General features: G+C 60.5%; 26 protein-coding genes and 1 pseudogene. 7 read left to right on the top strand and 20 right to left on the bottom strand.

Translation table 11 applies throughout. From position 1 onward, the window contains the following. Positions 1-34: 34 nt before the first annotated feature. Positions 35-757, bottom strand: a complete 723-nt coding sequence (locus AB7531_RS18370; RefSeq protein WP_063986310.1) for a hypothetical protein — start codon at positions 755-757, stop codon at positions 35-37. 599 nt (positions 758-1,356) lie between these two features. On the opposite strand from AB7531_RS18370, the gene AB7531_RS18365 reads away from it, so the two are divergent. Further along, positions 1,357-1,635, top strand: a complete 279-nt coding sequence (locus AB7531_RS18365; RefSeq protein ID WP_063982719.1) for a hypothetical protein — start codon at positions 1,357-1,359, stop codon at positions 1,633-1,635. A gap of 233 nt (positions 1,636-1,868) precedes the next feature. On the opposite strand, the gene AB7531_RS18360 is transcribed toward AB7531_RS18365, so the two are convergent. The 3 genes from AB7531_RS18360 to AB7531_RS18350 all read right to left on the bottom strand — a co-directional run bounded on the left by AB7531_RS18360 (position 1,869) and on the right by AB7531_RS18350 (position 3,982). After that, complete coding sequence (locus tag AB7531_RS18360; protein ID WP_084795090.1) at positions 1,869-2,075, bottom strand: hypothetical protein; 207 nt, start codon at positions 2,073-2,075, stop codon at positions 1,869-1,871. Positions 2,076-2,177: 102 nt separating this feature from the next. After that, complete coding sequence (locus AB7531_RS18355; protein WP_028153141.1) at positions 2,178-2,741, bottom strand: hemerythrin domain-containing protein; 564 nt, start codon at positions 2,739-2,741, stop codon at positions 2,178-2,180. Positions 2,742-2,950: 209 nt separating this feature from the next. Then, positions 2,951-3,982, bottom strand: coding sequence for a medium chain dehydrogenase/reductase family protein (locus AB7531_RS18350; RefSeq protein ID WP_063986309.1), 1,032 nt, complete (start codon positions 3,980-3,982; stop codon positions 2,951-2,953). A gap of 367 nt (positions 3,983-4,349) precedes the next feature. On the opposite strand from AB7531_RS18350, the gene AB7531_RS18345 reads away from it, so the two are divergent. Beyond that, complete coding sequence (locus AB7531_RS18345) at positions 4,350-4,754, top strand: EF-hand domain-containing protein (RefSeq protein ID WP_375790832.1); 405 nt, start codon at positions 4,350-4,352, stop codon at positions 4,752-4,754. 637 nt (positions 4,755-5,391) lie between these two features. On the opposite strand, the gene AB7531_RS18340 is transcribed toward AB7531_RS18345, so the two are convergent. The 6 genes from AB7531_RS18340 to AB7531_RS18315 form a co-directional block, all read right to left on the bottom strand. After that, positions 5,392-6,630 carry an efflux RND transporter periplasmic adaptor subunit gene (locus tag AB7531_RS18340; RefSeq protein WP_063982717.1) on the bottom strand — a complete coding sequence of 413 codons (1,239 nt, stop codon included), beginning with the start codon at positions 6,628-6,630 and terminating at the stop codon, positions 5,392-5,394. A 2-nt stretch (positions 6,631-6,632) separates the two neighbouring features. Next, on the bottom strand, positions 6,633-8,996 hold the full coding sequence (locus AB7531_RS18335) for an ABC transporter permease (protein WP_441280028.1): 2,364 nt from the start codon (positions 8,994-8,996) through the stop codon (positions 6,633-6,635). Positions 8,997-9,000: 4 nt separating this feature from the next. Beyond that, positions 9,001-9,708 carry an ABC transporter ATP-binding protein gene (locus AB7531_RS18330; RefSeq protein WP_063982716.1) on the bottom strand — a complete coding sequence of 236 codons (708 nt, stop codon included), beginning with the start codon at positions 9,706-9,708 and terminating at the stop codon, positions 9,001-9,003. A 47-nt stretch (positions 9,709-9,755) separates the two neighbouring features. Then, a complete protein-coding gene (locus AB7531_RS18325) occupies positions 9,756-10,430 on the bottom strand; it encodes a methyltransferase family protein (RefSeq protein ID WP_063982715.1) in 675 nt (224 codons plus the stop codon). After that, complete coding sequence (locus AB7531_RS18320) at positions 10,430-10,684, bottom strand: DUF2933 domain-containing protein (protein WP_063986308.1); 255 nt, start codon at positions 10,682-10,684, stop codon at positions 10,430-10,432. The genes AB7531_RS18325 and AB7531_RS18320 overlap by 1 nt, the downstream gene beginning before the upstream one ends. A gap of 76 nt (positions 10,685-10,760) precedes the next feature. After that, positions 10,761-11,420, bottom strand: coding sequence for a Spy/CpxP family protein refolding chaperone (locus AB7531_RS18315; protein ID WP_063982714.1), 660 nt, complete (start codon positions 11,418-11,420; stop codon positions 10,761-10,763). A 168-nt stretch (positions 11,421-11,588) separates the two neighbouring features. Between AB7531_RS18315 and AB7531_RS18310 the strand changes: the two genes are divergently transcribed. Continuing rightward, positions 11,589-11,747, top strand: coding sequence for a hypothetical protein (locus AB7531_RS18310; protein WP_187388025.1), 159 nt, complete (start codon positions 11,589-11,591; stop codon positions 11,745-11,747). Between the two features lie 363 nt (positions 11,748-12,110). Here AB7531_RS18310 and AB7531_RS18305 read toward each other — a convergent pair whose 3' ends face one another. After that, the gene (locus tag AB7531_RS18305; RefSeq protein ID WP_063982713.1) at positions 12,111-12,947 is read right to left on the bottom strand and encodes a universal stress protein; all 837 of its coding nucleotides are present in this window, start codon (positions 12,945-12,947) and stop codon (positions 12,111-12,113) included. A gap of 199 nt (positions 12,948-13,146) precedes the next feature. Here AB7531_RS18305 and AB7531_RS18300 point away from each other — a divergent pair, with 199 nt between their 5' ends. Beyond that, positions 13,147-14,394 carry an APC family permease gene (locus AB7531_RS18300; protein ID WP_441280027.1) on the top strand — a complete coding sequence of 416 codons (1,248 nt, stop codon included), beginning with the start codon at positions 13,147-13,149 and terminating at the stop codon, positions 14,392-14,394. 37 nt (positions 14,395-14,431) lie between these two features. Next, positions 14,432-14,752 carry a hypothetical protein gene (locus AB7531_RS18295; RefSeq protein WP_187388024.1) on the top strand — a complete coding sequence of 107 codons (321 nt, stop codon included), beginning with the start codon at positions 14,432-14,434 and terminating at the stop codon, positions 14,750-14,752. Positions 14,753-14,759: 7 nt separating this feature from the next. Here AB7531_RS18295 and AB7531_RS18290 read toward each other — a convergent pair whose 3' ends face one another. The 5 genes from AB7531_RS18290 to AB7531_RS18270 all read right to left on the bottom strand — a co-directional run bounded on the left by AB7531_RS18290 (position 14,760) and on the right by AB7531_RS18270 (position 21,090). Continuing rightward, entirely contained in the window at positions 14,760-14,939 is a 180-nt protein-coding gene (locus tag AB7531_RS18290) for a helix-turn-helix domain-containing protein (RefSeq protein ID WP_199877133.1), read from the bottom strand. Positions 14,940-16,108: 1,169 nt separating this feature from the next. Further along, on the bottom strand, positions 16,109-16,432 hold the full coding sequence (locus AB7531_RS18285) for a DUF736 domain-containing protein (RefSeq protein WP_063982711.1): 324 nt from the start codon (positions 16,430-16,432) through the stop codon (positions 16,109-16,111). Between the two features lie 665 nt (positions 16,433-17,097). Then, complete coding sequence (locus AB7531_RS18280; protein WP_063986306.1) at positions 17,098-17,409, bottom strand: DUF736 domain-containing protein; 312 nt, start codon at positions 17,407-17,409, stop codon at positions 17,098-17,100. A 569-nt stretch (positions 17,410-17,978) separates the two neighbouring features. Continuing rightward, on the bottom strand, positions 17,979-19,316 hold the full coding sequence (chrA, locus tag AB7531_RS18275) for a chromate efflux transporter (RefSeq protein WP_084795089.1): 1,338 nt from the start codon (positions 19,314-19,316) through the stop codon (positions 17,979-17,981). A 271-nt stretch (positions 19,317-19,587) separates the two neighbouring features. Next, positions 19,588-21,090 carry a multicopper oxidase family protein gene (locus tag AB7531_RS18270; RefSeq protein WP_441280026.1) on the bottom strand — a complete coding sequence of 501 codons (1,503 nt, stop codon included), beginning with the start codon at positions 21,088-21,090 and terminating at the stop codon, positions 19,588-19,590. Between the two features lie 601 nt (positions 21,091-21,691). Here AB7531_RS18270 and AB7531_RS18265 point away from each other — a divergent pair. After that, positions 21,692-21,946 carry a PepSY domain-containing protein gene (locus AB7531_RS18265; protein WP_063982709.1) on the top strand — a complete coding sequence of 85 codons (255 nt, stop codon included), beginning with the start codon at positions 21,692-21,694 and terminating at the stop codon, positions 21,944-21,946. Positions 21,947-22,000: 54 nt separating this feature from the next. Here the strand turns inward: AB7531_RS18265 and AB7531_RS18260 are convergent. Beyond that, positions 22,001-22,377, bottom strand: a pseudogene (locus AB7531_RS18260) (NUDIX hydrolase). A 686-nt stretch (positions 22,378-23,063) separates the two neighbouring features. Next, positions 23,064-24,098, bottom strand: a complete 1,035-nt coding sequence (locus AB7531_RS18255; RefSeq protein WP_231142138.1) for an IS110 family transposase — start codon at positions 24,096-24,098, stop codon at positions 23,064-23,066. 238 nt (positions 24,099-24,336) lie between these two features. Between AB7531_RS18255 and AB7531_RS18250 the strand changes: the two genes are divergently transcribed. After that, positions 24,337-24,906 (top strand): MFS transporter, encoded by a 570-nt coding sequence (locus AB7531_RS18250; RefSeq protein WP_371497972.1) that lies wholly within the window; start codon positions 24,337-24,339, stop codon positions 24,904-24,906. 137 nt (positions 24,907-25,043) lie between these two features. Here AB7531_RS18250 and AB7531_RS18245 read toward each other — a convergent pair whose 3' ends face one another. Both AB7531_RS18245 and AB7531_RS18240 read right to left on the bottom strand, forming a co-directional pair. Further along, positions 25,044-25,709, bottom strand: a complete 666-nt coding sequence (locus AB7531_RS18245; RefSeq protein ID WP_063982699.1) for an HAD family hydrolase — start codon at positions 25,707-25,709, stop codon at positions 25,044-25,046. Between the two features lie 23 nt (positions 25,710-25,732). Then, positions 25,733-26,749, bottom strand: coding sequence for a zinc-dependent alcohol dehydrogenase (locus AB7531_RS18240; RefSeq protein ID WP_063986302.1), 1,017 nt, complete (start codon positions 26,747-26,749; stop codon positions 25,733-25,735). Positions 26,750-26,769: the final 20 nt, after the last annotated feature.

Below are 26,769 nucleotides of genomic sequence, written 5' to 3'. Positions count from 1 at the left end.
CTGATCGGCACGACCATGACCCTAAGCTCAGGTCTTAGCGAGCCCGGTCGGCTTGCACGGTCTCGAAGAACGCAACGATCGCATCGATCTGGTATTCGACGAGCTTTGGCTTAAGCATTGCCTGGTTCGGGCCTACGCGACGGTGGTTTGACGTCAATAGCTCTCGGAGATCGTTGGCTGAAAAAGATGGCCGGCTGGCAATTTCGCTGAAGCTCGGCGCGGGAAAGCGAAAGGCTGGTTTTTCCCTTGAAGCATCCGAGATGACGTGACAGAGGCCGCAGGTCCCGAGAGCGAGCGCGCGCCCCTGCGCGATCTGATCCGCGAACAGCTGATCGCTGAACGGCGAGTTGACCGGCACCTGAATGGTGATCGAACCGAATCCACCGGCGCGGTGGCAGGCATTGCATCCGTTCGTGAGATCCGAGTAAGCCTTGGCGAAAGCTGCACCATCCTTCTGTTGAATCGCGCGATCCAGAGCTTGCAGCTGTTCGGTAGTTTGGGACGAGCGCAAGCCTTCGGAGGGAGGCGGCGTTGCCTTCCGCAAGCTTGCCTGGATTTGCCGAAGCTCATAATTCGCCAAGTCCCAGTTGCCTAGCTTTCCGGCCGACCATAATTTGATGTGTTGGAATTGTAGCGCGATCATAAGGTCGGATAGTTGGGTCGACGTGCTGCCAGCCGACAAGTTCACCTGTGCTCCCGCATTAAATTGCGGGAGCATGGCGACAATCGCGGCGACCATCAGCGTCCGAAACTTCATGCCAGCGCTCGAGATGATGAGGCGATGCATTAACCAAGGACATCGAACGATTTCCTTGTCGATCCGCTCAAGCGGAACTGATCAGACGAGCAGGTTCGTAAAGAATGGTTCGGTGATCCCAGCGACTGACGGCTCTGTCCCGTCAGAAACGACGGCGGTGACAAATTCGCTCTTGCAGTTCCAGCAGCGCCAGAGCTCTTGGGCCTCCTGAGCATTGACGCGTTCGTGCCACTTGAGGTGTGCTAACCTGGAACCGCAGCGAGGGCATTTTTCATCATGCGATGTTGAGACCGGTGCCATATAGAACCTCCCTCGTGTCCGGTGCGCAGCATGCGATCTTGGCGGTATTGCGAAATGATCTAGATCAACGATTTGCTCGTTCTTCCGGCAGCTGACGTGGAGGCGACCTTTGAGTTGCGCCTCGGCGAAATTGCGGATGATCATAGAGTCCCCTTACGGCGATTGGAGCATGCGACATCCGTTGTTGAGCTGGATCAATGCGGACCCGAGGAATTGGGGTTTGTAAGCATGCCGACCTCCTCTTCAGAAGCCCGGGGTTGATTTGCATTTCGCTCCGCGACGTCGACAGAAGAGCCACGATGTCCAGCAAAATTCATGCCGACGATCTGACCGCGGTTGTGCGCTACGCGCTCGAAACCACCCGTGCCACGATTGTCTGTCCTTTCCACGATCGGGTTATCATCCGCGTCGGCGACGATGCCGCCGAGAGCCATGCCTTTGAGCGGGCGAAAAGAATCATCAAGAGCGATGGCGAGTTCTGGGCGTCGGACGTCCTCGGGGAAGAATTCGGCCGTCAACTCGGCGCCGCCACAGATGGCCGATGCCCGGAGTGCGATCGGAGAGATCCCGGCACCTGAAGACACGGCCCGGACTTGACTCGCGGTCTTCACTCACCACGGTGCCGGACGATCCAACAGACCTGTTCGCGCTGCGCAATTCCATCTGCTCGCCCGCGCCGCCCATCCCAGCGAACAACAAAGTCGGATCGAGGCGGAGGGCTCCGCGCAAACCGTGGTCGCAACCAGCCGGATCGCCAGTGCGGTACGGGCGAGAACGAACAAGAGCGACAGCCACGATTAGATTAGATGATCTAGGCTTCGACGTATGGGACGGCGAAGTTGTCGCACATTGAGGTGAACACTTGTTTTGCTTCAGCACTCTCGAAGCAAAAATGCGTCCCTTTGTCGCCACGGTCTATCCACCAGTCGATTTGTCGTCCTCGTGCAATGCGGAACGCTTCTGCACGCAATTGATCTAATTGCCTTCCGTAGGCCCGAACAATCACACAATCTGCCATTTGGACGCTCCATCAACTAGCTAACCCCACTGGGCGTCAATTCTTTTTGGCGTTTGCCTTGAAGCATTTTAATCAAAAATCAAGCGGTCCTTGACTGCACTTCTAGTGCCGTTCAGCTTCGGACTCTTGCTCCATCCGCAAGATGCGCGCTCGTAGCGCGTCGAAGGTTTCTTCAGCAGCCTCGCTAAACAGCGGATCCTCATGATTCGTTGAGGCCGAAGCGATCTCAGTCCAATCTGAAGGCTTTAGAACCCTAAGGGCGGCGGGGAAGAAATCGCGGTCTTCGATCATGATGTGACGCCGCTCGCTCTCTATGAAATCGCGAACGATGTTGTCCACATTTTGCCGAAGAATCTCCCGATCCGCCAGAACACTGTCGATCGCCTGAGCGACGCGGCGCAAACGCTGGGTCCCTTTTTGGTGCTCAAGCGTTAGATCGCCAACCCTTGCCGCCGCGGCTGGATCTCGAAGCTTTAGCTTGGCAAAGACCAATTCTTCTTGGGGATGATGATACAGCTCCGGATAGAGCTCGAAGTAGCTGATGATCGCGCGAATGACCTCATAGTCGGGGTGGCCCCCGCGATCGAAAATCTCAAGCTCGCGCTCAAGCACGGCGAGCAGCATCTCAATGTTGCGGTGTTCCCGGGATAGACGCTCAATGATCATTGCGACCTCCAATGGACCATTGAATGATGGAAGCTATCTTGAAAGCGATCCCAGTTTCTTGCGCTAGATCAAACACGGACGACCGGCCGTTGCGTCGTCTGGGACGACATACTGCTTTCTCGAGGGTCGAGGTAGCCGCGGACCGCGGCAAGACCGAATGCGCCTGACGGCACACGAGGTCTCGACGTCTGCACCGTGAGCTCGCGCTCTCATTGATGGCGCGACGGCATATCTGGGCACAGCACGAGCTTTCCTTCCAGACCGCCCGCTTCCAGACGCCGGTGCGCCTCAGCAACTTCAGCGAAGGAGATTCGCTCGGCAACGCGTGGCTGAATGGCGCGAGCCGCCAACATTTCGAAGAGCCGCGCCAAATCTTCGCGGAACCAGGCCGGATGTCGCGCCCGCATCAAATTGATCGAGTAGAAGTAGACCCGCCTGCCGCCGGACAACCACCCCAATACATACAGGCGCGCCGTCCACGTCAAGATGCTGAACAGGCTATGGTGCGCCTGTACACCCGCCGTGTAGCCGTAGGCACAGAGCATGCCGCCCCGCTTGAGTGCCGCCAACGAGCGGCGACAGCCATCCTCTCCAATTCCGTCGAACACGACATCGAACCCGCCTGGCACGACCTTCGTAAAGTCTTCGCGCTGGTAATCGATCGGCGTGCCGCCCAGTTCGCGCACCAATGCGGCGTGATCCCCACGCGCCGTGCCCCACAGCTCAAGCCCCGCCATCCTGCCGAGCGTGAGCAGCGCCTGGCCGACAGCGCCAGCCGCGCCATGCACGAGGACGCGCTGCCCCTGCTTCACGCGGGCCGCGCGGTGTAGGAGTTGGTAGGCGGTTGTCCAGCTTAGGATCAAGGCGGCCGCCTCCGCCACGTCCACGCCTGGTGGCACGCGGGTCGCCTCCCCGGCCCGGAGGGTTCGGTAGGCGGCATTCGAGCCCACCACGGTCATGTCAGCTACTCGGTCGCCAAGCTTGAAGCCCGTCACTTCCGGTCCCAGCTGATCGATTTCCCCGACAACGTCGTAGCCCAGCACGAAAGGCGGCTTGAGAGAAATCGTTTGCGGATAAAGGTGACGCCGGATCACCACATCGGTGAACACGACGCTCGACGCAAGCACGTGAACTCGCACCTCGCCTCGGCCGGCCGTTGGAAGAGGAGCGTCGACCACCTCCAACCCGTCAGGATCGCCGAAGTACCTGATCTGAACAACCCGATTGCGCAGCTCTACCACAGCCGATTTCCTTGGCTCATGGGGCATTCCGCGGCCGCTCAGGCCGACCTCGGTAGCGCTAAATCATCGCCCGTAAGCCTGCTGTGGTATTGAGGGGGATCAATGCGTCAGCCCAGCTTTCCTTCTCGTCACCAGAACCGCTTGGTTTGACCGTTTACAGATTTTGCTCCTTCGCGAACTTACCCCTAACGAAAGCCCGCTTTGCGTTAAGATCCGCCCTTCCCGGAAGTCGCATTCTGCCCCAAAGCGGCCCTGCACCCTGTCGTAGTGTGTGCCGGGTGCGTAGGCGAAAGCCGGGACCAGAGGATCAATATCACTCGTGCCGAATTTAATGAAGAAAGGCTAAGCGTTTCGGAGGAGGTTCGAAATGTACACGCGCGTTTTAGGACTCACGATAACTGCTCTCATCCTGACGTACGGCGTTGTCGGTGCGATTGCACAGGACCGAATGACACCCCAGCCAGATCAGCAACAAATGCAGTCGCATCCCAGCGGCCAGGCAGGCGCGAGCACGATGGGGCAAGGCGGCATGATGGGGCACGGAATGATGGAAGGACGTATGATGGGGCGCGGCATGATGGGCGGGAGCGCGATGGGATCACCTTTTATGATGCGTATGATGTTTGCTCTGATGGACGCCGATGGCGATGGGACCATCTCACTGCAGGAGTTTCAGGCAGCTCACGAACGGATTTTCAAGGCAATGGATAGCAATAAGGATGGCAAGCTGGCCCTGGAGGAGATGCAAGCGTTTATACATGGGACCAGGTGATCGGCTCCGCGCGGATGGCGCGTTGTCGCGTCCGCCATCCGCCCGAAGAAACGAGCCTTAAGCTGTCAGGTCCGTGATCCGCATAATCGCGACCACATTATTGCACGCCTGTTCCTTCGTGCCTTGTTGCAGGTCCAGACAAAATTCTTCTTGCCTTAAAGGTCTTTCCCTCCGCTCAAGCCGAAGCTCCCCTTCGGTAATATGGCGGACCATAGCATTCATCATCGGGGACCCATAGTCTTCGACCGCGGCTGCACAATGATATCGCACATTCTTAAAACCTGGGATCAGGAATGGTGTCTCGCGTTCACATTCACGCACCACGACACCTGGCCAAGGGCGTCGTATCCAGCGCGCAGAGTTCGCGGTGAACGGTGGTGCGAGACCGAAAAGAGAACGGTCTCTAAGGGAGCATTCCCGCCGAAGCACCAGTGCTGCTCGGTTGCCCCGTACGGTGATTTCGGCACGTCCCGCTTCAAGGGCAGCGACATTCCACGTCACCTGACGCATCCGGGAAACAGGTGGGTCCGCACAAAGATACGACTGCCATGCACTCCCGAAGTGGGACTGCGGCTCATTAGCGGAGTTGGGCCCATCGCCGGCGTGCGGGTCCCTCCCAACGTCCGCTTTGCGCTAGTCATGGTGCGCCTCGCTGCGCAATCCTGCTTCCGCCGGCAATTCGGTCGCTTGGATGTACGACGACGCGATCCCCCGCGGTCAGTCCAGACACCACCTCGGCGAACCGGTTATTGCGGTGACCAATATCAACTGGCTTGGCCCGCGCACGACCGTTCTCATCGGCAAAAACGGCCCACTGATCACCCTTTCGGAATAGGGCGCTTACCGGCACGGTCAGGACGTCCTGAGCGCTCCAAGTGGTCACGTGGACCGCGACACGGTAATCGTGACCTAGTTGCGACCAAGCCTGCGGCGGGTCATCGAAATCGACGGTTACCCGGACCCGCTGTTCCTCAATCCCTAGCGCCGAGACCTTCAGGAAGCCAGCGGGGTCCACACGCACGACCTTCCCCTTAATGGGCTGCCCGCCCCAGCCGTCGATTCGGACCGGCGCGCCCACCTTGATCTGGACGGCGTCCGTCGAGAGCAGGTCCGCCACCACCTCCAGATCAAGAGGATTGCCGATGTCGACGAGGGGCGTCCCAGGCAGGACCGTCGCCTCGCTGTCCTGGATGATCTTCAGCACCCTTCCGCTCGCCGGCGCGAGCACCCTGACGCAGCACGTTAGCTCCGCCGATGGGGAGGCATTGGCCGGGTCCATCAACCGCGCCGCGAGGCTGGTGCGCACCGCGCGACGCATGTCGACCTGAGCCTTGGCACTCGCCAAAGCGGCCTCGTTCGTGGCCACATCGAACTTCGCCTTGTCGAATGCTTGGGTGGAGATGGTCTGCGTCCGCGAGAGCGTCTGCGCCCGCTGGAATTCAGTCCGCGAGAAATCCAGGGCAGCTTCGATCCGCTGCACCTCGGCCTCTTGCTGCTGGATGGCGGCGTCCGCAGCCAAGACCTCGGCTTGAAGCTGGTCCCGCGACCGGACGTCGATGAAGCCGGGTAGCGTCGGCTGCATTAGGGCAATGACGGTCTGGTTGGCGACCACCTCGTCGCCGACGTGAAGCGAAGGTCCCTTCTCGCCGAGCGGATGCGAAATTCTAAGTACCTTCCCAGCGATGGGCGCCGAGACGGTGTAGATGTGGCGGACATGGGTCTTGCCGTCGTCGTCCGCCGTGACTTCGATCGGGCCCTTTGCGACGGTGGCGAGATCGACGAGAACCGGCCGGGGCCAGGCGAACCAGGCCAGCCCTCCCGCGATCGCGGCTAGGGCTGCAGCGCCGATAATACGTTTGGTCCAGTCTGCCGGCATGGCTAGTCCCTCGTCTTGAGGACCGCGACGAGGTCCAGTTTGTCGATCCGTTCGCGAATGACCGCTGCGGAAGCGATCGCAGCCAGTACCACCACGCACGTGGCGACGACATAGGTCGAATGCTCGACCACCAGCCGGACACGCATCAGTTCGCCGGCGAGGTTCGTCTTCATGACCCACGCTAGCCCGTAGCCCATCACCCAACCGGGTGGCTGGGCGACCAGCGTCAGAATGGCGAGCTCGAGCAGGAGAATTCGCAGCACCTCACCGCGAGTGAAGCCGAGCACGCGCAAGCTTGCCAGCTCCCGCGCCCGTTCTGATAGCGAGATCCGGGCGTTGTTGTAGACGACGCCGAACGCGATCACGGCGGCAAGCCCGGTGTAGATGCTCGCCATCGTCGTGACGAGCAGCGCGACGGTCTTACGGAAGTTTGCCAGCGACACGCGCTGCAGTGCCACGCCGCCGACCGTCGGCATGGACTTTACCGCCGCGTAGAAGTCCTCCTTTCTTTTCTCGTCGAGGCTGAGGTTCACGCTGTTCACGACGGGCGCCTCACGCATCAGCTTGCGGAGCGCCTCGATGTCCATCATCCCCCTGATGCCGAAGTAGTCCTCGACGGTCGCCACGATCGGAATCGTCACGGTGCGTCGGGCGCCCTCCAGCAGATCGACCTCGACGGTATCGCCGACCCCCACCCCGAGGATGTGACCGAGCATGCTGGAGATCGCGAGACCCGTCTCCGGAAGCACGACCGGTCGAAGGTCGACGTCGATGAGGCGCCGCAGATCGGCATCGGCGGGCCGGCCGCTGATCGTGACCCGCCGTTCGACGTTGCCATAACGGATCCGGACGGGCACCTCGCGGAATGGCTCGGCGGCGAGAACGCCCGGGAGCCTGTTCACTTGCTCCACCACGTTCTTGATCCGCTTCTCGGAAAAGCCGATGGTCGCGTCCTGCCGGTCAGCGAGGAAGTAGGTCACGTCGATCAGTTGCTCCATCGTGTCCCGCGTGAACAGCGAGACGACCAGGATCGCGGTGGCCAGTGCCATCCCAAGTGCCGTGAAGGCCGCCCGGACCGGATGCCGCGCGATGTTGCGGACCATCATCAACGTCGGTTGCGACACGATCCGGTCGAGCTGGATGCTCGACGGAAGCAGCCGCCGATAGACCAGAGGGGCCGGCGGTTGCATGGCGACCGCCGGCGGCAGCTTCACCACCTCGCGCAGCGCCCGCAGCGCGCCGACGGCGGCGGCGGCCGCGCTGAGGGCGCCGGCCGTGACGTACAGATCCGGCGCCTTCGCGAAAACTAGGAATGGGAAGTGAAAGAAGTCTCCGAACAGCGCGGTGATCCGTAATCCGAGCCAAGTCCCGGTAACGCTGCCCAAAACGATCCCCGTCGCGACAATGAGGGCGACGAACTTGAAATAGTGCAGAACGATGCTGCTGTCGGCGTAGCCTATCGCCTTAAGAAGACCGATCTGCTCGCGCTCGAGCGCGACCAGCCGGCTCAAGGTGAGATTGACCAGGAAGGCGGAGACCAGAAGGAAGATCGGCGGCAGCGTGCGGCTCATGTTGTTGAGCATGTCGAGTTCATGATCGAGCCACGCGTGCGAGGTCTGGTCCTTCCGGCCGTGGGCCCCCTGCCCGCCGTAGGGATCGAGCAAGTCGTCGAGCCGCGAGATCACCTCGCGCTCCGAAGCGCCGGGCTGCAGCTTGACAGAAACCGCGGAGAAGGCACCGTCGAGATCGTAGACGCTGGCGAGCGCCTTTTCGGACGTCCAGACGATCGCGTAGCGGCGATCGTCCGGCATAAGGTCGCCCGGTCCGACCGTGTAGACGAACTCGGGGGACAGCGCGATGCCGACGATGACGAGCTCGCGCTTCCTGCCGTTCAGGATGGCCGCGAGCCGCGCCCCCTCCGAGAAGCCGTGAGCCCGGGCGAACGGCTCGTTGACAACGACTTCCTCCGTCCGTCCCGGCTCCGGAAGCCGCCCGGAGCGCATGTAGAGCCGATTGAGATGCGGCTCGTTGTTGTCGGGCAGCGAGACGAACTGCCCGCTGGCGGGCTCGGAGAAGCCGGGAATGTCCAGCAGCGCTAGCTTGGCAATGCGCGCATCGACGGCGGCGACGCCGGGGATCTCGCCTATCCTGTCGGCGAGCGCCTTGGGCGCCCGCTTCGCCTGAGCGAACACGTCGCCGAAGCCGTAACGTTCATAGTACGCGATCCGCGTCTCTTCGAGAGACCGATGCGATCCGACCGCGAGCACCAGGGTCGCAACGCCCCCTCCGACGACCAGCGCGACGGCGAGCACCTGGGCCCAGAGCCGCCTGACGTCCCGAAGCAGCTTGATGTCGAGCGCAGTCATATCGTCACCAGGTGAGCTTGGCGGCTTCGCGTCGGGTCTCGTTCTTCCGGACCCTAGAAATCCGGCCGTCGGCGAAGAACAGCACCCTGTCGGCGACCTGCTGGATGCTCGCGTTGTGTGTAATGATGACGGTGGTGGTCCCGAGCTGCCGGTTGACCCCGAGCAGCGCCTCGATGACGCGAATGCCGGTCTTGGAGTCCAGCGCCCCGGTTGGCTCGTCGCAAAGCAGCACCGCGGGGCGCTTCGCGATCGCACGCGCTATGGCGACGCGCTGCTGCTCGCCGCCGGATAGCTGGGCGGGAAAGTGATGCATCCGCTCTTCGAGTCCGACGAGCGCGAGGGCGTCGGCGGGTCGCATCGGGTCGTTGGCAACCTCGGTGACCAGTGCAACGTTTTCATACGCGGTGAGGCTTGGCACCAAATTGTAGAACTGGAAGACGAAGCCGACGTGGTCGCGGCGATACTTCGTGAGCTCGCGCTCCTCAAGATCCGTCAGGTCCTGATCGCGAAAGAACAGCCTGCCGCTGGTCGGCCGGTCGAGACCGCCCATGATGTTGAGCAATGTCGTCTTGCCGCTACCCGAAGGCCCGAGCAGCACGACCACTTCTCTCTCGGCGATTTCGAGGTCGACGTTGTTGAGGGCATGCACCATCACCTCGCCCGAGCCGTAGGTCTTGGTGAGTGCCTTGGCGATGAAGACCGGCTCGCTCATCGACTTCCTCTCGAGCTAACCGTCCGACGGCATCTCCCGCGTGAAGGTCAGCCGTGACGATGGCCGCGGGAAGAGCCATGACCGAACAGCCGCCCAAGACGGGGAATGAACGCCGGTACATCTGCTGCGTACCTCGGGTAGGCCTCGCCGAACTCGGTCCGAGCCTCAAGCTCCTCGTCGCGTGCCAGCTTTACATACATGACGGTCAACACCGGAAACATCGCGAGCGTGAGGATCGTCGGCCACTGCAGCAGGAAGCCGAACATCACCAGGATGAAACCGACGTACTGCGGGTGCCGGACGTAGCTGTATGGGCCGCTGGTCGCCAGGCTGCGGGTCTGCTGCGCGTCGTACAAAACCCTCCAGGCGGCCGAGATCAGAATGAAGCCGGCGGCGATGAAGACGAAACTTAGGATGTGGAACGGTCCCGCGTGCGGATTTGCCTTCCAGCCGAACATCACCTCCAGCAGGTGGCCAGCGTCATGCGAGAACCAGTCAACATTCGGGTAATGCGACTGCAGCCAGCCCGAAAGGAAGTAGATGGTGAGCGGAAAGCCGTACATCTCCACGAACAGCGCGACCAGAAACGCGCTGAAGGCGCCGAACGAGCGCCAGTCGTGGGAGGTCTGCGGCTTGAAGAAGCTGTAGGCAAACAGGATGAAGACCGCCGAATTGAGGATGACGAGGCTCCAGAGGCCGTACGCGGGGGCGGCATCGTGCATCAGTTGCCTCTCCCATCACTCGATCGAACGTCGCCGTGATGATGGCCGTGTCCTCCGTGCATGAAGAGGTGCATGAGTGGGCAGGCGAGGAGCGGCAGCCAGAGCAGCAACCCGAGCACGTGAGCCCTGTGTTCGGTGAACAGGAGCGCGCCGGCGATGACCAGGAATCCTACCAGGACCAAGCCGGCCTTGGCTTTGGTTGACATGCCCTTTTGAGGGCGCCCTCCGTACCCGGAATGATCCTGTACCGACATTCGCAGCTCCTGTGGTTCATAGGAGCATAGGAGCGCCGTTGCCATCATTGTTGAGGCAGATCAACGGCTCGTAGTCTCAATTGCCGTCCATCCGCATGGAGCCCATCCGACGGCCCTGCATCATCGGCATCATGCCCATCTGCGGCGCGAGCAGTTCGTCGGCAGCCTTCTGCTGCTCTTCGGAAAACGTGGCGACTAGGTCCGAAAGCGCCGACTTCATCGACCGGATTCCTTCCAGTCGCGCCGCGAGCCACTTTTCCTGCAACGTAAGCTTTTCGACGAGACCTGGCGACCCGGCGCTCTGTTGAGACATCATCGAGCCGCGCATGTCTCCCAGTGTTTTGGCGTTGGTCCGCAGCGCGTCGGCGAACGCATTCCAGGCGGACTGCTGTGCGTCGGTTATCTTGAGCTCCGTCCGGAGGAACGCGATCCGGCCCTCCACGTGATCAATCGTCTCCATGCCGCCCATTCCGTCGCCGCCAGACTGCCGCATCATGCTCATCATCCGCATCATGTCGGACATGGGCATATTGCCGTCCGTCATGCTCATCATGCCGCCGCCCATGCCCTGCGAGGGGCCCGTACTGCGCGGCGTCTCCGGAGGAGCAGTCGACTTGGCCGCCGGCGCCTCTTTTTGATCCGGATGATGGGCCGGATGGTCGGCAGGTGATTGAGCGAGTGCGGGGCAGCTCAGGGCGGTAAGCAGCAGCGCTATGGCCAGCGTCGGGATTCGCATCGCCCTCTCCTTCGGGTCGGCATTCGATGCAATAATGCCGATCTGGATCGAAGCCGACTTGATGCAAGTCAACCAAGGCTGGCCGCAGGGAGCTTACAAGATCTATTCGTTGTGGTGGCTCGACACGGGCCTCGCGCGAAACCTCGCAATCGATCCGGAGGACCGAACATGATCATGAAGGAGTTCTTGGCGACCCTCGGCGTTCTTTCTCTGCTGGCCGTTCCTGCGATGGCGCAGACCACTGACACGGAAAAGAGCGGTCATCACTACCAGGGCGGCCCTAAGACCGAGGTTCCGCACCACATGGGCGAAAAGAAAGGACAGTAGTTGTCTGGGCTCCGCTTGCGATGGTAGCCGTGCCATCACGATCGCAGCCCCATTCATCGACGAACTCACACGTCGTAAGTTCAATCAGCCGATCGCCTGCTTGCCGACGAAGCGCATAAAGAGCCTTTGGCCATCGGCCCGCAAGAGGGCTGCTAATTAAGTAAGCAGCCCTCGTCGAACTGAACCCGCGAATCCGTTCAAAGCAGGAGCATCTCGTTGTCCGCCACCCTGGTGGCGAGGCGGCGGAAGACAACACAGGTCGGGCAGCGTGGCCCATTATCCTACTATCCTACGTCTGTTGTTTCGGTCGTTGCGCTCCCTCTCCTCCTCAACTCCTCCTGGAGTTGAGTGACAACTGCCGGTTCAGTGGGAAAACAGCACGGGAATCGGCGGCTTCGTCAGGATGCTTCGGGTCGCGCCTCCCAATATGAACTCACGAAGACGCGAATGGCCGTAAGCGCCCATGACGAGGAGATCTGCTCTAAGGGAGACTATCTGCGTTCCGAGAACGTCGCCAATTGCCCTTCCAGCGGCATCCGCCTCCTCGACGATCACATCGATTCCATGCCGCGACAGGTTTTTGGCAAGTTCGGACGACGAGCGCCGGCTCGGAAGCGCTTTCTCGTTGGTCACCGTAAGGATGTACACTTTGCGCGCCTTCTCCAGGATCGGGATGGCATCGGATACCGCGCGTGCAGCCGCGCGGCTGAAATCCCACGCAATAAGCACCCTGTTCAGCTCGATGGGCCCGGACGACGCGACTTCCGGGACCACCAGGGTCGGCCGCCCCGCCCCGAAGATGATGTCCTCGGCGTACCATTGGTCATAGAATTCCGGCACCGGCACAATCGTCAGGTCGCGGAGCCGCGCATATTCTATCAAAAGGTCCGGCACTTCGGATGTCAGACAACGCTCGAGAACGATCTCGTGCGGCACCCCGGCTTTCTGAGCGGCCGCCTCAAAGGCCGCCAGCAGATCCTCCGCATTCCTTTTGCTTTTGTGTGCTTCGCTGGCCACGACTGCCCCGAGATTGCCAGCGCCGGCCAGGAAGCTACCGGGGACTTGGACGTGAGCTTCACATGAGATCGCGGCGATATGGGCGCCAAGAAGTGACGACAGCGACAAGGCGCGATCGATCACCGAAACCGGGGTCGGATCAGGATAGCTAGTGAGGGTGAGCAAAACGTCCCTGATGGCCATCAGGCGTCTCCGGAAATGCAATTTCTTCCTTCAAGGTAACCGCGAGAGGTCCGAACAGCTTGATCTAGGTCAGAGCAGCAACTCCCAACGCGACATTCTGATGCGGCATTGACCTCGCTCACGCCTCCCGATTGACCCAGATCAAGCGACTGCGCGTAGGGTCCGCTCATATGAGTTCCAAGTTCGATTGTCGCTCGTAATGATGAAAATGAAAACACCGACGCAAGTTGCAATCACGCCTCCGGCAGGTTTGCGACGGCGGCTGGGATTGCCGCTTCTCGTCCTCTACGGGACGGGGGTCACCGTGGGGGCTGGAATCTACGTTTTGATCGGCGCTGTGGCGGGCCACGCGGGAGTCTACTCCTCGTGGGCGTTCGCATTGGCGGCCGCGGTTATGGCACTTACTGGCGCCTCGTATGCCGAGCTCGCTACCCGCTATCCCGTTAGTGCCGGCGAAGCCGCCTACGTCCGGGCTGCATTCAATTCTCGGCTTCTATCGACCGCGGTCGGCTCGCTAAGGCTCGCCACCGGCATCATTTCGGCTGCCGCTGTCACTCTTGGCGGTGCTGGTTACATGGGGCGGTTGATCGAGCTGCCCACGCCATTGATTGCTGTGGCGATCGTCGTGGCTTTGGGCCTCGTCGCGGCCTGGGGCATTCTCGAATCCGTGATGCTCGCCGGATTGCTGACAATGATCGAGACGGGCGGACTGGTGTGGATCATCGGGTCGGCCATACATTCGGGCGTCTCGTTCAGCCCTGCACTCTTCGCGCCGCCCCCACTCGACGCCGGCGTCCTCTCTGGGATCACCTTTGCCAGCCTGCTCGCATTCTTCGCTTTCGTCGGCTTCGAGGATCTCGCCAACGTCGTCGAAGAAGCCAAGAGCCCACAACGAAATATCCCGCGGGCCATGGCACTCACACTGCTGATCACATCCGTGCTCTACCTCCTGATTGCGGCGATTTCGGTCAGCGCCGTGCCCCCGAGCATCCTAGCGACGTCAACGGCGCCGCTGAGCCTCGTGTTCAGCGCCGTGGCGGGCATAAGCCCGACCACTTTCAACGTGATCGCGGTCGTGTCGACGCTGAACACCATTCTCGCGCAGATCACCATGACGGCGCGTGTCGTCTATGGCATGGCACAGCAAGGCGATCTGCCCAGCATAGCGGCCCGTGTCCATTCGCGGACCGGGACACCGCTGATAGCCACGGGTCTCATCATGCTGGCCGTCGCGGCTCTCGCGCTACTACTTCCGCTGGAACGCTTGGCGGAAATCACGTCCCTTGCGACGCTGACGATCTTCGCGCTCGTCAACCTGTCTCTGCTCCGAATTCGATCACCACACACCCGATCGGATGCTGCACTCGCGCGCGTGCCGCTATGGATACCCTTACTCGGACTCGTCACGTGCGTGCTGATGATGGGCAGCACACTTTTCACCCCGTAGCGCAACACCAATGAGAACGAACAGTCAGGCTCGTCTAATGCGTCAAGGTTCGCAATTGCCCGATCGAGGGGTGAGTCCGACCATTCTGATAGTGGTCATCGTATTGGGCCTTGCCGTCTGCGCGTTCATGGCAAAGCCTTTCCTGGGCGCTCTCGTCTGGTCAACGACGCTCGGAGTCTTGTTCGCGCCATTCGATATCGCCATCAGCAAGCACTTCAGATCCCGTAGCCTTTCGTCGTTAATCACGGTTATGGTAACCGCCTGCATTGTGGTCGTTCCCGCCATCCTGGTAGCGGGAACCTTGCTCAACGAAGCTGTCAGAAGCGCGGCAGGAATTATTTTTGGCTTTTGCGAATGAGTTAGGGTCAGTCGTCTTTGAGCAACTTCCAAGGCTCGACCCCGAGGCCATTTGCAATCCGCGCCACGTTGTCGATCGACACATTTCTTTCGGAACGTTCAACCCCGCTGAGATAGGTCCTGTTCAACCCACTCTCGTGCGCAAGCGCCTCCTGACTCAGACCACGCACAGCCCGAAGGCGACGCATGTTCTTCGCAAGGATGTCTCGTAAGGGCCCTTTGTGTGTCCGTTTCACAGGAACACATCGGCCAAATTGACGCCTTTAAGACGACCGCTTTTAAGTTACATTCGACATTGGAAATTGCTATCATCGCAAAAGGCGGATGGGGCTCAACGGGCGGACGACGTGAACCTATTCGACAGGATCAGTAGAGGCGTTCTTGGATTTGGAGGACGGCGACGACGTTCTCGCTCGCCGGTCATATAGCGCTGGCTATCGGCTCATCGAAACGGGCGAGGTCGTCTGCGCGGTCAAGCTACCCGCCGCACTAGCTGAATCAGCAATTCCTGGGCGATCGAAGACCTCGATTGTCCTAACACCGGCGGGACAAGTCGAAGCATCGTCGGGCGCGGGTACAGCGACTGAACAAGTCGACAGTCTTGTTGCTCGGACTGTCGCCGACGACAACCTCCGTATGGAAGAAGCTACCTCCGCAGAATTGGAAGCTCTGCTTCATCGCCTAGAATGTTCCGTGGGCCTGGTAAAGCGAGCTATTGCACGGTTGACGCAGCTCTGAGGGCTTCCGAACCCGGATGGCTCGGAAAATAAGTCGTGAAGGAATATCTGACGGGCCGCTGATGCGAGGTGCTTGTTCTTCCGATGAGAGGCTAAATCGACCATTCGACCGCCCCTTCTCAGCAAGGTTCGGAGACTTGCAGCACGATAATGCCGAACGAACCTGCGGACGAGTTTACGCAGAACATTGAGTGGCCTAGGTGCGCGTTGGCGACAAGCATTGTACCCATGGCGATAACTCTTGGATGTGCAGACAACCACTTAGCCGCCCTTAGGCGACAGTGCTTTTATCTTGCCTTACTAATCGGTCGTCTGGTGTGCTTCATCTGACCCATTCTCGCTTCCTCTCTCTGCTGTGACAAGGTCCTGGCATCGACGCCCCAACCGCAAAATTTGGCCGCACCGCGAGCGTCCTGGAGAACGATACTTGGCTGAAAGACAAGAAATCCGAGCTCGGAAGACCGCCTATTGGAGCCTTGGAAACTGCGCGAACCGACGAGGATTCTCACGTCGGCCGAGTGATTTCCTTGGGCCGAAGCCGTCGAATTCGATCAAAGAAGCTGGCGTCCTGGAGACCAAAAAGGGCTCCCGCGCGATGTGCGGGAGCCCAAGACTTTGACCTAGTCGACAGGATTCCAGAGGAGGAAGAAGCCGCCGTCACTGCCCAGGCCGACCGTTCGGCCAAGGTTGGCGCAGAGCTTACGGACCCCAAGGCCGGGTGCTGCGAGTGACAGACTGACGTAGTCCGTTCCGCGGCTCTCGCCGCTCAGAATCCGACCGGACCCGACCTCGACCCCTTGGGTGAAGATGCGGAAATCTGCTGGAGTATCGCCGGACTTATCGCGGTTGGGCACGATGTCGATATCGGCGCAGATAGGCAGGAATTTGAGCTGGCCCCTGAAGCCGCCGTGAGTTGTGCGGGTGACGAATCCGATCGCGGTCATGGTCTGTCTCCTTCAATGCCGCAGGGCCGATGCCCTGCGATGGCGAGACCGTCATGGCGGCCGGCCCGCATCCGAACCCTTGGGGCGAAGCGCAGCGGCGCACCCGAGCTCGCTCCTTTTTTTGCAGCGAAGCGGCCGCGAGGAGCCGGCTTGCCGGCGGAGAAAAAGGAAGCGTGCGCGGGTTTCGGATGGGAGACGGCTGCCATAGGTCGTAGCGCCATAAGCAGGGAATCGTCCTCTTCGGACGAAGGAGCCAGGCGTTGCCGCAGAGCGCTGTTCACCCACACAAACGGCGCTTGGGCCACGCTTCGACGTACGCGTTCCCTCTCGAGTCTGCCGCGATCCAGAGCCAATTATCTCACCGGGCATGCGGCTCGGTTTCGCATCCGAGGCGTGGTTCGGGAGCCGGCCCTCAAGCCGAATCCAGCGCGATCAGTCGGCCGCGCAGATGGCGATTGAGTTTGCGAACCGCCCGACGAAAACGCACCCGAAAGCTCCATTAGTTCGTAACACGGCGCCTCAAACCGGCTTTAAATTGCGCCATGAATCCGTATCTGCGCGCCTCCTTTTTGGGGAGAAAAATGTTCTTCTCCCTCCCCTTGAAAGCGGCGCAAGCAACGCAAAAAGCCCCGCCTCCGCGGAGGCGGGGCCGATGATCCCCGGCGTCAGTCGCCGCTGCGGCGCGACCAGATCAGGGTGAAATCCGCCTCGCCTTCGACCTTGACCAGCGAGGCGTAGATCGGAGCCGGGAAGCTCGGATCGTCGAGCTTGACCGAGAGATATTCGCGATCGCTGTCGCGAACCGTCTTCTTCCAAGCGGCGCCGAATTCGGTGCTCCCTGCGAAAATGCGGTAGTCCGGAGCCTTGTCGTTGTCCTTCTCGGAGGCCACGAACTTGGCCTTGATGTTCAGCGTCAGCGTCTTAATCGAGCCGGTGTAGCCGTTATCCGAAGCGGTGAAAGTGCCGATGGTCGCCATGGTCATCTCCGTCTGTTTGTTGTTCGGGCCGCGCCCATCGCAGCCTCGATGGCGATCCTTGGCCCGGGGAGCGATCGGCCCGCAGCCACCAGGCCCGCAGCGCCAGCGGAGGACGGCGAAAGCCTGCTTTTTTGTCTTCCGCGAGGAATGCCGCCACTTGGCGGCAGGGGAAAAAAGCAGGCGTGAGCTGTTGCGGGAAGGCGATCGAGGCTCTTGCCGTCCCTCGGGCCTGATCAGCCAATCGAGGGTGCGTTGGACGCGAGCCCATGACCGAACTGACGGCGATGACCATGGCTGCCACCGCCCATCACAGCATTGAAAAACGGCGGGATCGATCAGAAAGAAAGCCAAATTCTGCGCATCAAACGCAAAGACGATGCACCAGACAGAACAAGCAAATCCGAACGTGTTTTCGCATCAGGAAACGACGGCGCCGGCCAGAATTATTCGCCCGATAGCGCTCTCGACACGCGAGCTCCGGACACGATCAATGTCCGCAGCTTGCTCGCCTCGCCGCTGAAGAAAGAGGTGCGCCAGAGCCTCGCGGGCCGCTGCAAACTGTGCAGACCTCAGAGGAACGCCATCGCGGATCCAGCGGCGGCACTCAAGGTGACGACGACGAGCGGCGGGGCGCGCCAAGCGACCAGCAGAACGAAGCCGACAAGCGTGATGCCGAAATCCCGCGGCCCATGCACGGTCGTCGTCCATACCGGATCGTAGAGCGCGGCGCCCAGCACGCCGACCACGGCTGCGTTGACGCCGCGCATCATCGCCTGCGCGCCGGCGCGCTTCCGGAACGAGTCCCAGAACGGCAGGGTGCCCAGCAGAATCAGGATCCCGGGCAGGAAGATGCCGACGAGGCCGAGCCCCGCGCCGGCAAGCCCGTGCGGCTCCGGAGACACCACTGTGCCGAGGTAGGCCGCGAAGGTGAAGAGCGGGCCCGGCACCGCCTGGGCGGCGCCGTAGCCGGCGAGGAATACATCGTCGCTCAACCAACCCGGCGTGACGAAGGCTTCGCGGAGGAGTGGGAGCACGACATGGCCGCCGCCGAAGACGAGCGCGCCGGAGCGGTAGAAGGCGTCGAACAGGGCGACGCCCGTGGATCCCGTCAGGCTGCGCAGCGCGGGGAGCCCCACCAGCAGGACGAAAAACATCCCGAGAGTGATCAGGCCGACGGTTCGTGACACGGGAATCTCAACGTGTCCGGACGGCGCCGGCGCCTCGCTGCGGCACAACCACAGACCGGCGAGGCCGCCGAGCACGATCGCTCCGATCTGGGCGACCGACGCGATGCTGAAGAGGATGATCAGCGCCGCCACAACCGCGATCGATGCGCGCTCGCGGTCGGGACAGAGGTTGCGCGCCATGCCCCACACCGCCTGCGCCACGATGGCGACCGCGGTCAGCTTCAGTCCGTGCAACAGACCGGCGCCGACCGGTCCGCTCAGCGCGCCGGCGCCGTAGGCGAAGAGGACGAGGATCGCGGCCGACGGTAGGGTGAAGCCGGTCCAGGCGGCGAGCGCGCCCAGGTAGCCTGCCCGCATCAGACCGATTGAGAAACCGACCTGGCTGCTGGCAGGGCCCGGCAGGAATTGGCAAAGCCCGACCAGATCGGCGTAGGCATGCTCGTCGATCCACTTCCGCCGCACGACGAACTCTTCGCGGAAGTAGCCGATGTGGGCGATCGGGCCGCCGAAGCAGGTCAGACCAAGCTTCAGGAAGATACGCAGGACCTCCAGCGGCGAGCCGGCCGGAGATTTCTGGACAGCGGAGATGTCAGTCGACGAATTCAAGCTCACGGACGTTTGATCCGATCCCGGGTATTTGCTTATCGGAATTCGATAAACGATGTCGCTCGGGCTGGCTAGTCGCTGATGCGCTTTACGCGCGGCGACGTGGGGGACCATATCGTTTCATCCAAAATCGATCGCGGACCTCCGTAGTGGCGTCGAAAAGCGACGCAGCAGCAGAGAGTCCAAAGATCAACTTTCGCGAAATTTTAGGGTTGTTCGATTTTCGAGTTTTGCAACAATATCGGCCCTTAGCGGACATGCCGATCCGTCCGCTGGATGTCTGCTTTCGGGAGTAAACCAGATATAGCAAAGGGAAGCCGTCACTTCCGCTAATGACTCGAAGCGGGAAATGTATTTGTCACCTAATCGCGGCGTGCAGGTGCGTTCAAGCAACGACTTCGATGATGCCCATCATGCCCTTGTCTTCGTGATCGACTGCATGACAATGGTACACAAATCGACCGACGATCACTGGATCGGTGAACGGAATGACGACCTTGAGCGCGCCGGGCCCTTGGTCCGTTGCCGGCGGTACTGAAAAAGTGTCGCGCAGGCTATCATCGCGCCAGGAAACGCCGCCTACTTCCGTCACCAGGAACGGTGTCTGGTGAATGTGGAAGCTGTGATACTGCTGATCCGTGTTGATCACCGTCCATTCTTCCGTATCGCCGAGCTTGACGGTTTGGTCGGTGCGCGCCTCGTCGACGACGCGGCTGTCAATCATGAATACCTTACGGTCGGCGGTTCGCGAATAAGATAGCGTCCGGCGCCGTGCAATCGCCGCGGCGCGAACGTCGTTTATCCATTGCGGCCCAGTGACCCGCTGGCGCAAGATATCATCCTCGATCGCCGCACTCTGCGACGAACCGCTGGAATGGATGACTGCCAGTTGCCTCACCGGTTCCGGCGGCCGCCAGGCTTCGTTCTGAAAAGAAATGGTTCGCATCGGGTATTCCCCTGCGGGCGGACCGATGACAATGGCGTCAATCCGTTCGCCGGGACCAATGAAAAATTCGGTCATCTTGCGTGGCTGCGACAAGGCGTGCCCATCGGTTGCCACGACGTAAAGCGGCATGCCCTCAATACGCAATTTGTAGAAATCCGACGCTCCGATGTGCGCAATGCGCCAAAACTGCATTTCGCCGGCGCGCATGGAGATGGCGGGATTGATCTGACCATTGATCGAAACTATTTCGCTTTCGTCGTCACACTTGAAGTGCTTGATCAGAAGGAAGCGCTCCGGCAATCGGTGCAGCAGCGGGAAAAGTTCGTCAATGCCATCGACGACCAGAGCACCGGACATGCCGCCAATGATTTGATTATTGACGAACCCGTGCGCATGGGGGTGGTACCAGAACAAGCCCGGACTTTGCCGGCCGGACGCCGGAATGCGCACCTGGTATTGGAATGTTTCGCCGGGTTGAACGTGGACGAATACGTTATCGCTGTTGGCTTGCGGCGAGACGCTCATGCCGTGAAAGTGCAGGTTCGACGCGGTGCCGACACCGGCACAAATAGGACCCAGATAACCAGGGCGATCGAGCTCGGAGTTCAAATTGTTACGGAAAGAGATCCGCAGCGTGTCGCCCAGGCGTGCGCGTAGCGTTGGCGGCACATAAGCACCATTGTAGAGCAGTCCGGTAAACGCGCGATCGCCGAGCTGCACCGGTCCGGGCGCTGCCGCAATCGTCATATCGAGCACGCCGTTGACGCTGTGCATCTCGGGCGGCTGGATGAGCGGCTCGGGCGTTGGCGCTCTAGGCTGCGAACGCGCCCCCGGCATCGATGGGCCAAGCGATAGCAGACCTCCGGCCGCGGCCGTGGCGCCAAAGAAACGACCGGCGGTCTTGATGAACAGGCGGCGGTCGAGCGTCGAGGACTGGCGCATTGCATCCCTCATCCCGGGCATGGCTACCGCCAGACGATATTAGGTATCCTCTATCGGGCCAAATTGCGTCCCGCCATCTGTGGGTCGGCCGGATGGCGGTAGCCGATTAGAATGTGTGGCGACTTACCATTTTGTCACGGCTTCTTGCAGCCTCCCATCGCAATTTGCCCGGAGAACGCCCGAGGCGGACAGCTGGAACTTCTGGTTATGGCCCATCAGCGAAGTGACGACACTCCTCACTGAGGTCCGCTTAGTGGGGCGGAGCGGACTGAATTTGCTCACTCTGAGTTCTTCGCTCTTTGACCCCTAGCGGTCGTCGCGGGTGCCCTTGTTGTGCTAGCTTTTGCCGAGGGTACGCGCTGGCCAGCGAGTACCTCCCTATGACTCAGCCTTAAATCCCCGCCTCCTCTTGGTTTTTTCCTTGGAGGCGGTTTTTTTTGCCGCAAGCAAACAAGGGAGGCCACGAAGGCCGCCGCGCTTTAAGTGCTCAAAAACAGCCTCGCCAGCTATACCTGATTGTGTTCGCGAGAATTTGCGAGCGTGGCAGAGGAACAACCATGTCAGCGCTCTCGTTAACGCCGCTAACGAGAGGAGGCCCATAATGAAGCTTGCCGCAATTCTGGTTCTCGGTTCGCTCGTCATGAGCTCAGCAGCGAGAGCAGATCAACCCGGACCTGACTGGATGCCGATGGAGCAAGTGAAGGCTAAGCTCATGGAGTCGGGTTATTCGCAGATCACTAAGCTTGAAGCCGACGACGGCCAGTGGGAGGGCGAAGGCATCAAGAACGGACAGAAGATGGAATTTCATGCCGACCCTAAGACCGGCGTCATCGTGCGCGAAAAGCCGGACCACTAACCCTTGAGATCATGCGAGGCGGGTTGCCAATTGTGCTTAACGACGGGACACAATTCACTTCGGAAACAACTTGTCCCGAATGTAGCGCGAAGTCGGCGTCAGCTGGATTCCTCGTGGCCTGCACCAGACCGCCCGTCGATCTCCTTCTTGTCGCCGATCTTCGGGGGCCCGGACGCGTTCTTGGCTAAGAAGATCGCGTCACTCATCTTGCGACCGGACTGACGGTTCTTTGCCTTCACTTCTCTCCAGAGCTTCACCGGCCCGAGCTTAAGCTTCGGCAGTTCTTCCCTGATCTCTCGGCGAAGGCACTTCGTTTCGCTCTCACCTGCACGCTTGCGACCGCCCGGAAACATCCAAAGCCTATCGCGCCGTCGTCTGACCAGGAGCACACGCCCCTTCTTCGCGACAACAAGTTTTGAAGATTTCGCCATTTCGCTTCGAATCAATTTGGCAGATCGGCACCAGTCTAGCCCGGCTGCTTCGACCTGCAATGATGAGCGTCAGCCCGCCCCCGTAGTATCACGGAGCAACCCCACAGGTCGTGGCCCTGTGTTCAGGTGCCGCTATCCTTACGCAACATGCTCGAAATCTTCGACATCCTCCAAGAGCCCAAGTTCTGGGGCGCGATGGCCTTTGGACTGGCTCCGATCGTCATTGGCATCATCATCTTGTGGTCAAGCCGATGAAAGTCGCCAGCGACACCTTTCATTCCCGTCCCGGCAGCAATGGGTAGATTTTCCCCGGTGGCCCTGCGGATGTCGTTGTTGGTCCATCAGCGACCTCGGAGATTGTCCGCCCTTGGGCCGCTGTTGGGGAATAACCGGACATCAGTCGGCCAGCCGCTTGATGAGTACATGCCCTTCTGTAATGGGCCCGATGATGTCAAGCCTCCCGAGTGAATGTCACGCCGCCGAGCTCATGCTTCTGTCCGTGGTCAACGCCTGGCCGCCACATCATGCTGTCAGAGGGAGCGGTGAGCCTATCTAGATACGCGTGGTCCGTCAGAAGACGGCCACTGGGCGTGTAACGGCTTCACCGGATCCACCGTCCCGGCGACGGGACTTCGGGCACCAGGCTCAGTTCAGCCCGGTTGCATTCCAACTCTTCTCCTCGTGTTCTATGCTGCGATCGGGCCCGCGTCGGTCCATCGGTAGGTTGTGCCGTCGACCCAGATTCGATGCAGGATCACTGCGAGCTTGCGTGCCAAGGCGACTTTTGCGCGCTTCGAGCCTCGCCGCTTGGCGACGTCCATCCCCCAGCGCTTGAGTTTTGAGAATCGCGTGATGCGCGATAGCAGAACGTTGGCGGCCTCATACAACACCGTACGCACTATCTCGTCGCCGGCCAGCGTGATCCCGCCCGTGACGTCCTTTTCTCCCGATTGGTATTTCTTTGGCGTGAGCCCGAACAGCGCGCCTGCCGCCTTCGATTTTACAATGCGATGAGGATCATCAATCGCCGATTTGTAGGTAATCGCCACTAGGGGACCAACACCTGGCACTGTCATGAGCCGGCGACAGACCGCATCGTCACGCACCGTTGCCAGCACAGCTTTGTGTAGCCTTCCGTACTCTGCCTTCAAGGCCGATCGTGCCGAAAGCATCGCTATGGCAATGCGTTCCAATGTCGCCTGACCCGCAACCAACTCTCGGATCCGCGCTTCGAAATTCTTCCGCGTCACCGGGCCAACCTTCAGCCCAAAGCCACGCAAAATCCCGCGGATACTTAACTCCACATCGATAAGTCGCCCAAGAAGCTGCTTGCGCGCAACCAGCAGCGCTCGGATCTCTTGAGCCCCTATCGACTTTGCGTGCACCGCGCGGAACCATCCCATCCGGATCAACTGGGCAATTCCGCGTGCATCCTTGCGATCCGTCTTCACTGTCATCGCCGACAATGCTGCCTTCACATGCCGTGTTTCCAGCAGAACCGTCTCGAATCCTGCTCTTTGCAGCCCCGCATGCAGCCATTGCGACAGTGGCCCAGCCTCCAGCCCGATCCGATTCACTGCAAAGCCAAGCGTCTCGAAAAATTCGACTAAGGCGTCGGGTTCGCTTGCGACCTTCGCCTCCTTCAGGATCTTACCCTGGGAATCCACAACGCATACGCTCGACAGTTCCAACGACACGTCAATTCCGGCATAATTCTCCACGGCTGTCCTCCGTCTCCAGATGCTTGGGGCCGACTCAAGTCGTGACCCCGTTTCATCATCTATCGGGGGACAGCCACCATCATGCCCCCTTGCACGGAGCAGGGCCCATTACGGCATCTAGCATGGTCACGACAAATCAACGCAGTCGACCTCAGATGAGCAAGCCGATCAAAGAACTGAAGAAGCAGGCCAGGCAGGTCAAGGTAGAGGCGGGTTCTACTGGCTGCTGTCGATCGGGATGCTCGATAGCGCCGTCAGGATGGGCTTTCTTACCTTCCTGCCATTTCTACTGATCGAAAAGGGAGCGACACTTCCCACCAGAGGTCTCGCTTTGGCGCTTGTCTTCATCGGCGGACCTGCCGGCAAGTTCGCTTGCGGCTGGCTTGGCGAAAGAGTGGGCACCCGGCGCACCGTCCTATTCACCGAGATTGCCACCGCGATTCTTATTCTCGGCGTTCTGGTCCTGCCGCTCGTCCCTGCCGTCCTGCCCGGCCTGGGGGTGATGCTCAACGGCGCATCATCAGTGCTGTACGGCACGGTTCCTGAGTTGATCGCGCCACATCGCACCGAACGCGCGTTCGCCTTATTTTATACCGGCACCATCGGCGCGAGCGCCGGCGCCCCGATTCTCTACGGTTTTCTTGGGGATGGGTTCGGAGCCACAACGGCGACGGCCGCCACCGCGATCACGGCGCTCGCGATCTGCCCGTTCATGATCGCGCTTTCAAGGCACCTGAGCGATGCCGGAACCGGTGTGGCAGGGCTAGCCGTTCGAACCGCTCAGAAGTCGAGAGCAGACAATCTCTAGGATCGGCCAAATCTGGGCCTGAGCCCATCACAGCAGCTGCCATGGAGATGTTACGGGATTGTCTGCTTATGAGCCTTGCGATCAAGCGCCATCAACCAGCGCACTCGCGCGTTCCAGGAGATGTTCGAACGCGCGGATCAGTCGAGCAACTCCGCAACGATCCGCTCTGCTTCAAGATAGTCCAACGCCAGGTAGTGAGCCCCCGCCTTCTTTAGAAACGCGCCATGGTCTTCGCGGATATGCCCCGCAGCAAGCAATCCCACGACCGTACATCCCGCCGCCGTTGCCGCCGTCACTCCGCTCGGGCTGTCTTCAATAACAATACAGGAGCTCGGCGGAATTCCGATGCTGGCCGAAGCGTGGAGAAAGATGTCGGGGTAAGGCTTGCCCCGTTCAACGTTGGAAGCACTGAACACTCGCCCATCGAAAAGAGACGTCATGTTCAGAACGTCAAGGCAGAGGGCGAGCCTGTCCGGCGAGGAAGACGATGCGATACATCGCGGTACATCATCAAATCTTGCAATGAATTCGCGCACACCGGCGATCGGAAGCAGTGATTGCCTGAAACGATCCAGCGTGCGGGCCTGATACTGGTCGCTGAACGAGAGAGGCAGCGTTCTGCCGACGGTCTTCTCGATTTCAGCGATAATTTCGCTGAAGCGCTTGCCCAGATAGGCACGGTAGGAGTCCTCGACCGTCGTCGGCACGCCGAGCTCGGTCACGATTTCGGCAAGCACAGTGTTGGCCAGAACTTCGCTGTCAGCGACAACGCCGTCGAAGTCGAAAATGAGCGCTTTGGCCATTCACTGTACTCGCGAGCACATGGTTAGGGGTAAATGATCGCCTTGATGATCCCGTCGCGGCGCGCAACCTGCTGTTCGAAGGCTGCCGGCGTCTGGTCCAGCGAAAACCGATGCGTTGCGAGCGGAGCGAGTTTAACGTGACCACTCTCTGCGAGAGCAATCGCCCGTGGATAGACCTCCGGCATGCGACGCGAAAATTTGATCGACAGGCCCTTGCGGCGCGATTCTGCACCGCTCAGCACATACTGATTATTCTCCGGGATTCCGACGATGACGAGCCGGCCACCAATGCGGGCACTGCGCGCGGCATGCTCGAATCCGTGCGAGGAGTCCGTCGCCTCGATGACAAGGTCTGCGCCGCGGCCGTTAGTAAAGCTGACAGCTTCTTCAGGACTGCCGCAGCCTACGTCAGCGCCAAGATCACAAGCGAGATCCGCTCGTGCCTTGACCGGATCGACCGCGATGATCTTGCTGACGCCAGCGAAGCGCGCCAACTGAATCAGCAGTAAACCGACCGGGCCACAGCCAACCACCGCGACCGTTTCCATCAATCGGGGGCGTGCGAGGTCGATGGCGTGGATTGCAACGCCAAGCGTTTCCAGGATGGCCGCGCCTGCCGGGCCGATGCTGTCAGGCACGATATGCAGCGCGGACGTCGGCACGCAGATGAACTCGGCCATCGCGCCGTTGTTCGGAGCGTACCCGAGAAACCGCACATTTGGGCACAGATTGGTATGGCCGCGGTGACACCATTCGCAACGGCCGCAGGAAATCGAAGGGTCTATGGCGAACAGCGCATCCGCCGGCAAGCCTGCTCGTTTCGCACTCTCCGAAGTTAGCGTGCCGGAAAATTCGTGACCAAGCACGAACGGATTGATCCGGGTCGGACCGGTCGTCCCGCCCTCAAGATACGAGTGCAAATCGCTGCCACACACGCCTACGGCCTTGACTCGCACGATGACCTCGTCCGCGGCCGGCGTTGGCGTCGGAATTTCAGTGACGCGAATATCGCGAACATCGTGGAGCACCGCTGCGCGCATGTTCAAAGCCCTAATTCCTG

It is taken from the genome of Bradyrhizobium sp. 63_E2_N1_3, from assembly GCF_052076005.1.
In the GTDB taxonomy this organism is placed as follows: Bacteria; Pseudomonadota; Alphaproteobacteria; order Rhizobiales; family Xanthobacteraceae; genus Bradyrhizobium; species Bradyrhizobium barranii.
This window is presented reverse-complemented; position numbering and strand designations above follow the sequence as displayed.

Coding starts and splice junctions, on each gene's coding strand:
- AB7531_RS18345 (WP_375790832.1), top strand. CDS start 4,350: ATGTACACGCGCGTTTTAGGACTCACGATAACTGCTCTCATCCTGACG.
- AB7531_RS18330 (WP_063982716.1), bottom strand. CDS start 9,708: ATGAGCGAGCCGGTCTTCATCGCCAAGGCACTCACCAAGACCTACGGC.
- AB7531_RS18290 (WP_199877133.1), bottom strand. CDS start 14,939: ATGCGTCGCCTTCGGGCTGTGCGTGGTCTGAGTCAGGAGGCGCTTGCG.
- AB7531_RS18365 (WP_063982719.1), top strand. CDS start 1,357: ATGTCCAGCAAAATTCATGCCGACGATCTGACCGCGGTTGTGCGCTAC.
- AB7531_RS18325 (WP_063982715.1), bottom strand. CDS start 10,430: ATGCACGATGCCGCCCCCGCGTACGGCCTCTGGAGCCTCGTCATCCTC.
- AB7531_RS18240 (WP_063986302.1), bottom strand. CDS start 26,749: ATGCGCGCAGCGGTGCTCCACGATGTTCGCGATATTCGCGTCACTGAA.
- AB7531_RS18270 (WP_441280026.1), bottom strand. CDS start 21,090: ATGCGCCAGTCCTCGACGCTCGACCGCCGCCTGTTCATCAAGACCGCC.
- AB7531_RS18245 (WP_063982699.1), bottom strand. CDS start 25,709: ATGGCCAAAGCGCTCATTTTCGACTTCGACGGCGTTGTCGCTGACAGC.
- AB7531_RS18285 (WP_063982711.1), bottom strand. CDS start 16,432: ATGACCGCGATCGGATTCGTCACCCGCACAACTCACGGCGGCTTCAGG.
- AB7531_RS18280 (WP_063986306.1), bottom strand. CDS start 17,409: ATGGCGACCATCGGCACTTTCACCGCTTCGGATAACGGCTACACCGGC.
- AB7531_RS18300 (WP_441280027.1), top strand. CDS start 13,147: ATGATGAAAATGAAAACACCGACGCAAGTTGCAATCACGCCTCCGGCA.
- AB7531_RS18335 (WP_441280028.1), bottom strand. CDS start 8,996: ATGACTGCGCTCGACATCAAGCTGCTTCGGGACGTCAGGCGGCTCTGG.
- chrA (WP_084795089.1), bottom strand. CDS start 19,316: ATGGTCCCCCACGTCGCCGCGCGTAAAGCGCATCAGCGACTAGCCAGC.
- AB7531_RS18340 (WP_063982717.1), bottom strand. CDS start 6,630: ATGCCGGCAGACTGGACCAAACGTATTATCGGCGCTGCAGCCCTAGCC.
- AB7531_RS18315 (WP_063982714.1), bottom strand. CDS start 11,420: ATGCGAATCCCGACGCTGGCCATAGCGCTGCTGCTTACCGCCCTGAGC.
- AB7531_RS18295 (WP_187388024.1), top strand. CDS start 14,432: ATGCGTCAAGGTTCGCAATTGCCCGATCGAGGGGTGAGTCCGACCATT.
- AB7531_RS18250 (WP_371497972.1), top strand. CDS start 24,337: ATGCTCGATAGCGCCGTCAGGATGGGCTTTCTTACCTTCCTGCCATTT.
- AB7531_RS18305 (WP_063982713.1), bottom strand. CDS start 12,947: ATGGCCATCAGGGACGTTTTGCTCACCCTCACTAGCTATCCTGATCCG.
- AB7531_RS18360 (WP_084795090.1), bottom strand. CDS start 2,075: ATGGCAGATTGTGTGATTGTTCGGGCCTACGGAAGGCAATTAGATCAA.
- AB7531_RS18320 (WP_063986308.1), bottom strand. CDS start 10,684: ATGTCGGTACAGGATCATTCCGGGTACGGAGGGCGCCCTCAAAAGGGC.
- AB7531_RS18370 (WP_063986310.1), bottom strand. CDS start 757: ATGAAGTTTCGGACGCTGATGGTCGCCGCGATTGTCGCCATGCTCCCG.
- AB7531_RS18265 (WP_063982709.1), top strand. CDS start 21,692: ATGAAGCTTGCCGCAATTCTGGTTCTCGGTTCGCTCGTCATGAGCTCA.
- AB7531_RS18355 (WP_028153141.1), bottom strand. CDS start 2,741: ATGATCATTGAGCGTCTATCCCGGGAACACCGCAACATTGAGATGCTG.
- AB7531_RS18310 (WP_187388025.1), top strand. CDS start 11,589: ATGATCATGAAGGAGTTCTTGGCGACCCTCGGCGTTCTTTCTCTGCTG.